The 11,051-nt window shown below is 75.4% G+C and carries 9 protein-coding genes; 4 read left to right on the forward strand and 5 right to left on the reverse strand.

Annotated features, from left to right (window positions below; translation table 11 throughout):
- Genes AB0J46_RS21825 through AB0J46_RS21840 form a run of 4 tightly spaced genes read right to left on the reverse strand, consistent with a single transcriptional unit; the run spans window position 1 to window position 5,589 of the window.
- Entirely contained in the window at window positions 1-4,251 is a 4,251-nt protein-coding gene (locus tag AB0J46_RS21825) for a hypothetical protein (RefSeq protein WP_364334637.1), read from the reverse strand.
- Complete coding sequence (locus AB0J46_RS21830; protein ID WP_364334640.1) at window positions 4,248-4,529, reverse strand: hypothetical protein; 282 nt, start codon at window positions 4,527-4,529, stop codon at window positions 4,248-4,250. Before AB0J46_RS21830 ends, AB0J46_RS21825 begins: the two co-directional genes overlap by 4 nt.
- Window positions 4,529-5,110 carry a hypothetical protein gene (locus AB0J46_RS21835; RefSeq protein WP_364334643.1) on the reverse strand — a complete coding sequence of 194 codons (582 nt, stop codon included), beginning with the start codon at window positions 5,108-5,110 and terminating at the stop codon, window positions 4,529-4,531. Before AB0J46_RS21835 ends, AB0J46_RS21830 begins: the two co-directional genes overlap by 1 nt.
- Window positions 5,111-5,130: 20 nt before the next feature.
- The gene (locus AB0J46_RS21840; RefSeq protein ID WP_364334646.1) at window positions 5,131-5,589 is read right to left on the reverse strand and encodes a hypothetical protein; all 459 of its coding nucleotides are present in this window, start codon (window positions 5,587-5,589) and stop codon (window positions 5,131-5,133) included.
- Window positions 5,590-5,766: 177 nt separating this feature from the next.
- On the opposite strand from AB0J46_RS21840, the gene AB0J46_RS21845 reads away from it, so the two are divergent.
- Together AB0J46_RS21845 and AB0J46_RS21850 are read left to right on the forward strand one after the other, a co-directional pair.
- Window positions 5,767-6,519, forward strand: a complete 753-nt coding sequence (locus AB0J46_RS21845; RefSeq protein ID WP_364334649.1) for a DNA-formamidopyrimidine glycosylase family protein — start codon at window positions 5,767-5,769, stop codon at window positions 6,517-6,519.
- Window positions 6,516-7,574, forward strand: a complete 1,059-nt coding sequence (locus AB0J46_RS21850) for a spore photoproduct lyase family protein (protein ID WP_364334652.1) — start codon at window positions 6,516-6,518, stop codon at window positions 7,572-7,574. The genes AB0J46_RS21845 and AB0J46_RS21850 overlap by 4 nt, the downstream gene beginning before the upstream one ends.
- A gap of 3 nt (window positions 7,575-7,577) precedes the next feature.
- Here AB0J46_RS21850 and AB0J46_RS21855 read toward each other — a convergent pair whose 3' ends face one another.
- Window positions 7,578-8,576 carry a LysR family transcriptional regulator gene (locus AB0J46_RS21855; RefSeq protein ID WP_364334655.1) on the reverse strand — a complete coding sequence of 333 codons (999 nt, stop codon included), beginning with the start codon at window positions 8,574-8,576 and terminating at the stop codon, window positions 7,578-7,580.
- Window positions 8,577-8,668: 92 nt separating this feature from the next.
- On the opposite strand from AB0J46_RS21855, the gene AB0J46_RS21860 reads away from it, so the two are divergent.
- Both AB0J46_RS21860 and AB0J46_RS21865 read left to right on the forward strand, forming a co-directional pair.
- A complete protein-coding gene (locus AB0J46_RS21860) occupies window positions 8,669-10,003 on the forward strand; it encodes an MFS transporter (protein WP_364334658.1) in 1,335 nt (444 codons plus the stop codon).
- Window positions 10,000-10,839: an alpha/beta hydrolase gene (locus AB0J46_RS21865; protein ID WP_364334661.1), complete on the forward strand. Its 840-nt coding sequence runs from the start codon at window positions 10,000-10,002 to the stop codon at window positions 10,837-10,839. Before AB0J46_RS21860 ends, AB0J46_RS21865 begins: the two co-directional genes overlap by 4 nt.
- Window positions 10,840-11,051: the final 212 nt, after the last annotated feature.

The following is an 11,051-nucleotide window of genomic DNA, read 5'->3' on the forward strand; positions in this document are numbered from 1 at the left end:
CTAGGCGTCGAAGTCGATGACCAGCCGCCCCAGCCGGGCGCGCAGCGGGACGCTGTCCGCGTGCGCGAGCCGCTCGCCCACCGGGATTCGCTCCGGCGCACCACCCCCGGCCGCGTCGATGACGACCGTCTCGTCGGCCGTGCCGGGGTCGGTGCGGTAGCGTTCGCGCTCCTCCACCAGGAGGCGGTACTGCCAGACGATGTCCAGCACCGCCGGCGGGATCACGGCCGACCACTGGTAGCCGGTCCGGGCCGTGCCGCAGGTCAGTTCGGCCTTGATCGGCGTGTCCGTCCAGTCGAGATCCTCCGCGCTGGTGAAGGGCCGCCGCTGGACCGTCGCGGTGACGCGGTGGCTCGCCGCGACCCCGGGCAGCCCGGCACCGGCCGACGCGCCGAGCTCGGTGGCGGCGGCGGGCCCGGCGAGGACGACGCGCAGCCCCCCGCCGGACACCTCCTCGACCGTCAGCGTCCGGCGCGGCACGAGCTGCGCGAACTCCGCCTGCACCACCGGCGACAGCTCCAGCCCGGTCAGCGCGTGCGGCTGGTAGCGGGCCAGGGCGAGGCGCAGGTACGGGAAGCAGGCCGACGCCTGCCCGGCGGCGCCCAGGTCCACGTCCACGTCGGCGAACCACAGGCGCTTGGCCGCGTCGTACGACGGCTCGTACGCCACGACGGCCCCGGTCAGCTCGCGGCCCTCCCCCGACTCGGCCAGCCGCAGCCCGACGGCGGTGACGGGGCCGGGGAAGTTGCCGGGAGCGGGCGGCGGCAGCACGGTCGCGTCCGACCAGACGGGATCGGTGCCCCACCGGGTCGCCAGGCGGCCGGGCAGCGCGTCGGCCCCGGGCGGGTCGAGGACGACCGCCAGCAACTCGTCGTCACCGGAGGAGAACCACGGCCGGTCCAGGTGAACCCGGACGCCGGCCCCGTCGCGTACCGACACCAGACGCCGCTCGCGGCGGTCCTGCTGCCGGCTCCACCGGAAGGTGGGCAGCAGGTACGACGGTTTCGGCGGCTCCGACCGCCTGCTCGCGGGCACCGGCCAGCCCCGCCCGGACGGCCCGGCGCTCGGCTCGCCGGCGCTGGTGACGAGGCCGGGATCGGCGGTGATCGACGGGTGGAAGTACTCGCGGAACCGGGTGGTGGCGGTCGGCCGGTAGGCGACGTTGCGGTGCAGCGTGTCGCCGAAGTCGTGGCGGACCGGGGTGGCCGAGTGCGGCAGGCGCACCTCTTCGCGGTCGGAGTGGTCCAGCTCCACCCGGCCGACGTGGGCGTGCTCCCTGATCCGGCGGGGGGCCGGTTCGGCGACGTCGTCGATCCAGCGCGTCCAGGTGGCGTCGATGTCGACGTGCCCGGTGCTGCGGGGGTGTGCGCGCAGGGTGCCCCGCAGGTCGGCGAAGGTCTGTCCGGGGTCGCGGGCGAAGTCCAGCCCGGCGAGCGCGGGCGGCGACAGCGGGCGTTCGACGGCGTGCACGAGGCGCAGCTCCGTGTACGGGGTGAGCAGCCAGTTCAGCCCGGCCACGGTCTCCTCGGCGATCAGCTCCCGCTCGGCGTCGGTCAGGTCGCGCCAGAAGTCCGAGACGAGCAGGCGCTGCCAGACCGGCAGCAGGGCGAGGTCGGCCGCGGTGAGCCGGCAGCTGAGCCGTACGGTCGCCGTCTCGGCCTTGGGCAGGTGGACGGTGAGCCGGCGCGGGACGTCCTGCCATCGCGGCGGCCCGTCCCCCTCCTCGATCCGCAGGGTGAACGGCGCCGCGTCCGGCCAGACGTCGTGGAAGCCGTCGTAGAAGGAGACGGGATACATGGGCGGCGCGCCCGGCAGGCCGTACAGCGTGACGCCCCTGGCCAGGACGTCGGGCAGGTACGGCAGGATCAGCTCGGCGGCGGTGTGGACGACGAACTCGCCGCGCTTCAGCCCGGCGCCGCGCGTCACGGGCAGCTGGGTGACCGGCTCGGGGTCGGCGGGGTCGTGCTTGGCGACCGCGATCTCGCCGAGGAACAGCAGGTCGCGGGTACGGCGCGGGTCGTCGGCGTAGCTGACCACGGTGTCGAGGAACGTGCCGGACTCGCGCGCGGCGGCCGTGAAGAACCGTCTGCGCACCTCCTGCGGCCGGTCGCCGCCGATGGCGTCGTCGAACCGGCCGTGCCGCTCGGCCATCTGCAGCGACGTCTTGGGCGGAGCGACGAACCGCTCGTCGTAGTAGACGTACCGGCGGCTCAGGCCGTCGGCGGCGGGCGGGTGGTCGGTGTGGCCGGGGACGTCCTGGCGGTCCAGGGCCCACTCCCAGGCGGGCACGTCCCGTCCGGCGGCCGTGACGGTGCTCCGGATGACCAGGCACTGGCTCGACTCGCCCTCGTTGAACGGCTTGCGCTCGACGATGACGGGCGGCGGCACCGGCTCCCACCGCGAGTACGTGATCGCCCGCGACAGCGCGGACGCGGGCGCCTGCGCCTCCGGGTCCAGGGCGTTGCCCGCCAGGTCCACGACGCGGGCCCGCAGCCGGTAGGTGCGCCCGTACCGGAGCGCCGGCAGCGAGCCCGGCACCGGCGTGAACTTGGTGTCGAGCGGGAAGTTCGCGTCCACCTCCGGATCGGCGACGACCGGCCGGCCGAACCTGTCCAGCGTGCGGCCGGGCAGCGGGGCGGCCAGGCTCCAGCCGTCCCAGCCGAACAGCGCCTGGTGCACGTACAGCTCGTCGGTCCTGGTGGCGTCGCGGGTGACGGCGCTCGCCCGGACCGTGCCCTCGTCGTCGGCGATCCCCTCGATCCAGTACGGCGGCCGCCCGCCGCGGCGGATGAGGTAGGAGCCCCGGCGGCGGCACAGGGAGAGCCAGCCGGTGACGGCGCCGCCCGGGCCGACGATCCCGGCGTCCACGCGGAACCCGCGGACCAGATGGCCGGCGTGCAGCTCGGGCACCGCGTCGTCCGATCCCCGCTGGTGGGCGGCGTCGTCGCCGATCTGGGCGGCCAGCCAGGCGTCCCGTCCGCGGTGGAAGACGGTGAGCCCGGCGCCCTGGAGCGCCGTGGTGCCGGTGCCCAGGTGCTGGGCGCTCGGCTGGCCGCTCGGCCCGCTCAGGCCGTGCATGCGCTCGATCAGCGCGGTGAAGTCGGCCGCCTTGATGGCCGCGCCGTCGACGTCGGCGTCGGTGACCGTCCAGTCGTCGCCGCCGAGGCCGAGCCAGCCGCCCTGGACGGGGTGCCCGGGCGGCGACGCGGCGGTGAAGCGCTCCTCCGGCGCGAAGTCGTAGAGCGTCCACGGCCGCAGCCGGTCGGTGTCGAACGGCGGGGGCACGTCCTCGAACGCCACCCGGAGCCGTCCGGCGGCGAGCCCCGCAGGCACGGGGACGACGAGGTCGAGGACGAGCCCGAGCCGGCGGCACAGCTCCGGATAGTCGGCCAGGAAGCCGCAGACGCCGTGGAACTCCACGTCGGGCGGCTCCGGCCGGGGCCGCCCGGCCTCCGCGCCCGCCGGGCCGCCGCCGTTGCCGGGAGGCTTGGGCCGGTCGTAGAACCTGACGGCCTCGGCCGGCGCGAACCTCGTCTCGTCGCCCCGGTAGGCCGCGCTCGTCCGGTCGAGGGTGGCCGGGCCGAGCTCGGCGGCGGAGCCCGGGCCCCCGCCGATCATGCCGTCGATGGCCCGGTAGGCGGCCTGGGGGTCGCCGCTGGACCTGCTCATCTCGCCGGCCACCGGGAGTTCGCGGACCAGACCGGTGTACGGCTGACGCCAGGGCCGACGCGGGCGGCCGTCCCCGAGGGCGGCCTCGCCGCTTCCCGGAGGCGTCAGGCGGTCGCTGATCACGGCCTGGCCGATCTGGTCGTACAGCGTGGCGATGCGCTCGTGGACCAGCGCCGCGGGGAACGACCGCAACACCCGCACGCCCGGCGAGCCCCCCGCGACCGCCGCGCCGAGGGCGCCGGCCAGGGAGCGCGACCGCACCGGCGAGGCGGCCGGGAAGAGTCTGCCCCACAGGTCGGAGTCGGGGGCGGGGGATCTCGGGTCGGGGTGTGGGACGACCGGGGCCGCGTGGCCGTCCCACACGATCCGCAGGGCCGGCAGGACCGTCTCGCGCAACGTCCTCGGCCAGTCGGTGAACTCCGCGACGTCGTCGAGCCGGCCGCGCGGCGCCTGCAGCCGGGGCCCGACGGCGACCGACAGCCGCACCTCGCCCGGCCCGGCCGGCCCGGCCGGCAACGCCGTCCACAGAACCTTGAACGTGCCCATGCGCTCCCCCGTACTCTGTCCGGTCCGTTCGCTCATGTCAGGCCACCGCCGCGAAGGCGCCGCAGTACTCGGCGACCGGGGTCCAGGGCGTTGTACGCCGCTGCCGCCGCCACCAGGTCGGCGCCCTTGTTGAAGTTCTCGGTGAGGAACAGCAGCGGGGTGCTGAACTCGGTCTCCCGCCCGGCCAGGTCGGTCGCGCGCACCTTGAACAGGTACGGGTCCTGGTCGCGGACGGCGGGGAAGAAGGCGTGCTGCGCTTCGCGCACCGGCAGGACGTCGGCGGGCCACGCGAGGTCGGGGGTGACCAGGGTCATCAGCTCGACCCGCCGGAACGGGAACAGGGCGTCGAGCCGTTCGCCGTCGTCGTCGCGGCGGGCGGGAAGTCCCGGACCGGCTCGCGGCAGGTGATGAAGATGCGCTGGGCCAGGTAGGCGGGATGTTCCGGGCGATCTGGGTCGAACTTTCGCTCGGTCACCTTCACCAGGTCCGCGCGGTGCCCGAAGGGGCACAGGTAGCCCGAGTAGAGCACCCGCACGTAGTGGTCGCGGCCCACGGCCGCGCGGTGCCGCCACTGGCTGACGTCGGTGATCGCCGGGCGGGGGTCCCAGCTGCCCAGGGCGTCGAGCCAGCCGCCCAGGGCGGACAGGATCAGGTGGCCGACCTCGACGGGATCGGGCAGCCCGGCCCCTGCCGATTCGAAGAACGCCTGCTCCACGATGTGCTGCGCGGCGAACGTGACGACGATCAGCCCCTCGCGCTCCGGCACGGTCCTGACCAGGATCCGGCCGGCCGCCGGGCGCCTGAACGACAGGCCGGGAAAACCGAAGCGCAGATCCGCCGGATCGGCGGTGCGGACCAGGCGGACCTGCTCCGGCTCCTCCACGGGACCGGTCAAGGCTTCACCACCCTTTCCGCTCAGCCGACGAAGGGGGACGCGAAGGCGAACTGTTCCCGGTGGACCAGGTCGGTGACCTGGACGGAGCCCACGGCGCGGTCGAACTGGAAGGGGTTGTTGTCGGGGACGCTCCGCGTGCCGCAGAACGCGGTCTGCCCGTTCTGGAGGTGGATGGCGGTGCACCGGGCGTTGCCCGGGAGCGGGTCGAGCGTGGCGGTCAGGGTCTCGACCTCCACCGCGAAACCCGCGCCGTTGAAGACCTCGGTCTGGGCCTGCTTCCAGGAGGCGCCGGTGCCCCAGATGCAGGCCCGGGCCGACAGGCCGGGGAAGACGGCGCTGGAGACCCAGCTCCCGCACGTCGGTTCGGCCGCGGCCCGGACGCTGCTCGCATGGGCCGCGCCGGGCGCCGTCACCGCCGCCCCCGCCACCACCGTCGCGATGAGGGCCCGGGACAGGGCTCTCGACGTTCTGTCTTTCATCGTGCTCGTCCTTCCGTGGGACGGTCCGATCACCCGAGCGGTCGTCGCTCTCCGTGAGCGATCACTTACGTCGCGTCCATGCTGTTGGGACGGAAGGGCGGCGGGCAACGTTCGGTCCACTCAGCGGACCGGCCGCGCGCGGCGCGTCGGCGCAGCTCACGGGGTATGGCCCCGGGCATGCCCGAAGGACATCTCATCCACCGGCACGCCGCCGGGCAGCACGCGGACCTGGCCGGGCGGACGGTGCTCGCCGCCGGGCCACAGGGGCGGTTCGACGCGCGGCCGTGGGACGGGCGGGTGCTGACGGAGGTGGAGGCGGTCGGCAAGCACCTGCTGTACCACTTCGCGGACGCGCCCACCGTGCACGTCCACCTGGGCATGCGGGGCGTCTTCCTGCGGTACGACGATCCGGGGACGTCGCCGCGGCCCGGCACGCGGTTGCGGCTGGCGACCGGCGAGGTGGCCTACGACCTGATCGCGCCTTCGCGGTGCGAGGCGCTGACCCGCGGGCAGATGGCGGCGTTGCGGGACTCGCTCGGGCCCGATCCGCTGCGCGCGGACGCCGTGCCGGAGCAGGCCGTGGCCCGGCTGACCGCGTTCGGCGGGCCGGTGGGCGCGGCCGTGCTGGACCAGAAGGTGTGGTCGGGCATCGGGAACGCGTGGCGGGCCGAGCTGCTGTTCCTCGTCGGCCTGCATCCGAACGCCCGCGGCGTCTGCGCCGAAACCGCCGGGCGGCTGTGGGACACGGCGGTCCGGTATCTCGCTCTCGGCCGGGACGCCGGGCAGGTGGTGAGCGACCCGGACGCCCCCTCCGAGCGCTGGGTGTACCGGCGCGAGGACTGCCGAAGCTGCGGCGCACCCGTGCTGACCTGGCAACTCGCGTCCCGGACCGCATATTCTTGCCCCATGGAACAGCCGGAGCGGCCGTGACCGGCCTCCTCGACGTCCGGCGCATCTACGCCGAGCCCGCGGCCGCCGCGCTGCCGCGCGGGCGCGAGATCCTCGCCAGGTTCCCCGGCGCCGAGATCGTCGAGGTCGAGAGCCACCACCGCATCCCCGAGCTGTACGGCGACGAGGCGAACGTGGCCCGCTGGGTGCGGATCAAGACCGAGGCGCTCGTGCTCGGCGTCAAGAAGTCGCTGACCGCCCGGCCCAACGGCCGCTCAGCCGACTTCATCGCGCCCTCCACGGCCAACGGCTGCGCGATGGCGTGCGCCTACTGCTACGTGCCCCGCCGCAAGGGTTACAGCAACCCGATCACGGTGTTCGCCAACATCGACCAGATCACCGGCTACCTGCGGCGGCACGCCGGCCGCCAGGGCGTCAAACCCCGGCCCGACCAGGTCGATCCCCGCCTGTGGGTGTACGACATCGGCGAGAACTCCGACTGCTCGCTCGACGCCACGATCTGCGACAACGTCCGGGACCTGGTCGAGCTCTTCCGCGACCTGCCCAACGCCAAGGCCAGCTTCGCCACCAAGTACGTCAACCGCGACCTGCTCGGCTGGGACCCGCGCGGGCGTACGCGGGTGCGGTTCAGCCTCATGCCCGCCGCCGACTCCAAGCTGCTGGACATCCGCACCTCGCCGGTCGCCGAGCGCATCGACGCGATCAACGACTTCGTCGCGGCCGGTTACGAGGTGCACGTCAACCTGAGCCCGGTGGTGGTCCGGGACGGCTGGCTGGAGGACTGGGCCGAGCTGCTGGAGCGGCTCGACGACGCGCTGTCGCCCGAGGCCCGCGCCCAGCTCGCCGCCGAGGTGATCTTCCTGACCCACAACGACCGGCTCCACCAGGTCAACCTGGGCTGGCATCCGAAGGCCGAGGAGGTGTTGTGGCGGCCCGAGCTGCAGCAGGCCAAACGGTCGGAGACGGGCGGCTGGAACGTCCGCTACCGCAACGGACACAAGGGCCGCTACGTCGCCGCCCTGACCGGGCTGATCGCCGCCAGGCTCCCCTACTGCCGCATCCGCTACGCCTTCTGACGGCTACGCCTTCTGACGGGCTGACCCGGCCTCGGGTCCGGGGAACCACGCGCCGTCCGGGACGCCGAGCCAGTCGTGGGCGGCGGCCAGCTCGTCCACGGCCTGGTGGAGGGCGCGCAGGCCGGGATGGTCGTCGTCGGCGCGCCAGATCATCGTCCAGGGGAACATCGCGACCGGGTCCACGAGCGGGCGCAGGACCGCCCCGGGGATGCCGGGTTGCGTGGTGAGTGTGAGGATGGGCGCGTCGCGGTCGCGGAGGTGCTGGGCCAGTTCGTCGCCGCCGCGCACGTGCGGGTGGGCCAGGGCGGCGTCGACGCCGAAGGGGGCCAGCAACTGCAGGACGGCGTGCTCCCAGCCGGGCGTGGCGTGGTCGCCGGCGCGGATGCACGGGCTCGCGCCGCGCAACGACTCCAGGGGGATCGCGGGCAGCCGGGCCAGCGGGTGACGCTCGGGCAGCAGCACCGCGATGCGCTCGTGGCGTACCGGCCGCCACCGCACGCGGCCGGACGCTCCTGAGCCGAGTGCTTCGGAGCTGAGCGTTCCGGGGCCGGGCGGTTCGGGGCTGCGGCCGAAGGTGACGTCCAGGCGGCCGTCGGCGAGCAGGGGCGGGGCCGCCTCGGTGCCGCTGTGGAAGCGGGCGAAGAACTCCACCCCCGGCGCGTGGGCGCGGGCCGCGGCCAGCACCAGGGCAGGGGTCAGACCGACGCCGACGACGTCGACCGTCAGCGACCTGGGCCGGCCGCGCAGGTCCAGCATGGTGGCGTCGTACAGGGCGAGGATCTCCCGTGCGCGGGTCAGCAGCAGGCGTCCCTCAGGGGTGAGGGCGACCTTGCGGGTGGTGCGCTCCAGGAGCCGGCGGCCCACCCGGTCCTCCAGCTTGCGGACGTCGCGGCTGAGCGCCTGCTGCGCCACGTACAGGCGCTGGGCGGCCCTGCTGAAGTGCAACTCCTCGGCGACGGCCACGTAGTGGCGCAGCAGGCGGATCTCGACGTCGTCCGGCATGCCACCTTCCTACCTGATTCACACAGCTGGCGCGTGAATCGCGTTCGAACAGGTGTTGGACCCGGACGCCGCGCCACCGCAAGGATCAGGACATGGCCGGACGAGGAACGATCACGCTCTGCTACGGGCTGACGGGCGTCACGAACGCGGTGTGGGCCGCCACGCTGCCCGCCACCGACGCGCGCCTCGGGCTCGGGCCCGGCGGGCTCGGCGCGCTGCTCATGGTGCTGGCCGCCGGCTCCCTCGTGGCCATGCCGGTGGCCGGACGGCTGTGCGACCGCTGGTCCGGGGGCGGGCTGCTGCGGGTCTGCGCCCCGGCGGCGGCGCTGGCGCTGGCCGGCCCGGCGCTGGCGGCCGGTCCCGGGCCGCTGATGGTCTCGGCCGCTCTGCTCGGGGTGCTCTTCGGTCTGCTGAACGTGGCCCTGAGCGTCCAGGCGGTGGCCGTCGAGCGGGGGCTCGGGCGGCCGATCATGGCCACGGTGCACGGCACGTGGACGCTCGGCGCGGTGGCGGGCGGCGCGCTCGTCACGGCGGCCCTGCGTGCGGGGGCCGACGTGCGGGTGCTGATGCTGGTGGGCGCGACGGCACTGACCGCCGCCATGGCCGCCGTCGGGGGCGCCGCCATGGCCGCCACCCGGGCCACCACCGGGACCACGGGTGGGACCACCGTCGAGGCCACCGTCGGGGGCGCTGCCAGGACCACCGTCGGGGCCGCCCGCGGGGGTGCGGGCGGGGCCGTCGGCGACGGTGCGGGCGGGGTGCGGGGGGCGGAGGGGCGGGGGGTGGCTCGGCTGGGGCCGGGGGTGCTGGCCATGCTGGGTGTGGTCGGCGCCGCCGCGTTCGTCGCCGAGGGCGCCGCCACCGACTGGGCCGGGGTGCACGCGACCCGCGTCCTGGGCGCCGACCCGGCCACCGGGTCGCTCGTCTACACCGTCTTCTTCGTGGCGATGACGCTCGTCCGGTTCGCCGGGGACGCCGTCAGGACGCGGCTCGGCGTCCGCGTCACGATCCGGCTGGCCGGCGCGACCGCCGCCGCCGGTTACGGGCTCGTCCTGCTCGCGGGCGTCCTGCCCGTGGGGGCGGCCGTCCGTCTGGGCTGCGCCATGGCCGGTTGGGCGCTGTCCGGCGCGGGCGTGGCCGTGGTCTGGCCGGTCGTGGCCAGCCTGCTCGGAACCGTGGGCGGGGCCGCGCGCGGCCTGTCCGCGGTGACCACCGTCAGCTACGGCGGCGGCCTCGTCGGCCCCGCCCTCATCGGGTATGTCGCCACGACGGCGTCGCTGCCCCTCGCCCTGGTGATCCCGGCAGCCCTGGCGCTGCTCGTGGCCGTCGCCGCACCACCGCTGCTGGCCGCGGTCGTCACGACCGCGACCGCGGCCGACCATCCGTCGGCCCACGTCAGGGCCGTCGCTTCCAGGAGGACATCATGACCGCGACCGTCTCCACGACCGTCTCCACGACCGTCTCCACGCTCGACGTCCCGGGCGCCCGCCTGCACTTCGAGGTACGCGGCCAGGGCCCGCTCGTCGCGCTCGTCGGCGCGCCGATGGACGCCGGCTCCTTCGCCGCGCTGGCCGACCTGATCGCGGGCGACCACACGGTGCTGACCACCGACCCGCGCGGCATCAGGCACAGCCCGCTGGACGACCCCGCCCAGGACTCCACCCCGCAGCTGCGCGCCGACGACCTGTCCCGCCTGCTGGCGCACGTGGAGGCCGGTCCGGCCGTCGTCTTCGGCTCCAGCGGCGGGGCCGTCACCGCGCTGGCCCTGGCGCAGGCCCGTCCCGATCAGGTGCGCGGCGTCGTCGCCCACGAACCGCCGCTGATCGAGCTGCTGCCGGACCGCGACAAGCTGCACCGCCAGACCGACGAGCTCATCGCCGCCTACCTGAGCGGCGACGTCGTCGGGGCCTGGGCAGGGGTCATGGGCCAGGCCGGCATCACGGTGCCGGACGGCGCGCTGGAGATGATGTTCGGCGGCCCGCGCGACCCGCGGGACGTCGCCGACGAGCGCCGCTGGTTCGCCCACGAGCTGCACGCCACCACGCACTGGGCGCCCGACCTGGACCGGCTGCGCGCGACGCCCGGCCTGGTGATCGGCATCGGCGAGGAGTCGGCCGGGCAGCTGTGCGACCGCGCCTCCCGGGCCCTGGGGCAGGCGCTCGGGCTCGACCCCGTCCCGTTCCCCGGCGACCACACGGGCTTCGCCGACGACCCCGGCGCGTTCGCCCCCGTGCTGCGGGCGGTGCTGAACCGGCTGCGCTGAATCCCGGCGACGACACGGCAGCCCGCCCGCCCCCGGCGCGGCGGCGTCACGCCCGCACGCCAACCGCCTCCCGGCCCGGCGGCGGCGTCACGCCGGCGAACCGACCTGAGGCGCGGGGGGGGGGGGGGGGCGGCGCGGGGCCGGCGGCGGCGCCGCCCGACCCACCACCCCCCCCCCCCCCCCCCCCCCCCCCGCGCCGGGGGCGGCCGCCC

Source organism: Nonomuraea sp. NPDC049758 (genome assembly GCF_040674635.1).
Taxonomy (GTDB): Bacteria; Actinomycetota; Actinomycetes; order Streptosporangiales; family Streptosporangiaceae; genus Nonomuraea.

Excerpts from the sequence above, each read along its gene's own strand:
- AB0J46_RS21845 (WP_364334649.1), top strand. The coding sequence starts at position 5,767 with ATGCCCGAAGGACATCTCATCCACCGGCACGCCGCCGGGCAGCACGCG.
- AB0J46_RS21860 (WP_364334658.1), top strand. The coding sequence starts at position 8,669 with ATGGCCGGACGAGGAACGATCACGCTCTGCTACGGGCTGACGGGCGTC.
- AB0J46_RS21825 (WP_364334637.1), bottom strand. The coding sequence starts at position 4,251 with ATGAGCGAACGGACCGGACAGAGTACGGGGGAGCGCATGGGCACGTTC.
- AB0J46_RS21865 (WP_364334661.1), top strand. The coding sequence starts at position 10,000 with ATGACCGCGACCGTCTCCACGACCGTCTCCACGACCGTCTCCACGCTC.
- AB0J46_RS21855 (WP_364334655.1), bottom strand. The coding sequence starts at position 8,576 with ATGCCGGACGACGTCGAGATCCGCCTGCTGCGCCACTACGTGGCCGTC.
- AB0J46_RS21840 (WP_364334646.1), bottom strand. The coding sequence starts at position 5,589 with ATGAAAGACAGAACGTCGAGAGCCCTGTCCCGGGCCCTCATCGCGACG.
- AB0J46_RS21830 (WP_364334640.1), bottom strand. The coding sequence starts at position 4,529 with ATGACCCTGGTCACCCCCGACCTCGCGTGGCCCGCCGACGTCCTGCCG.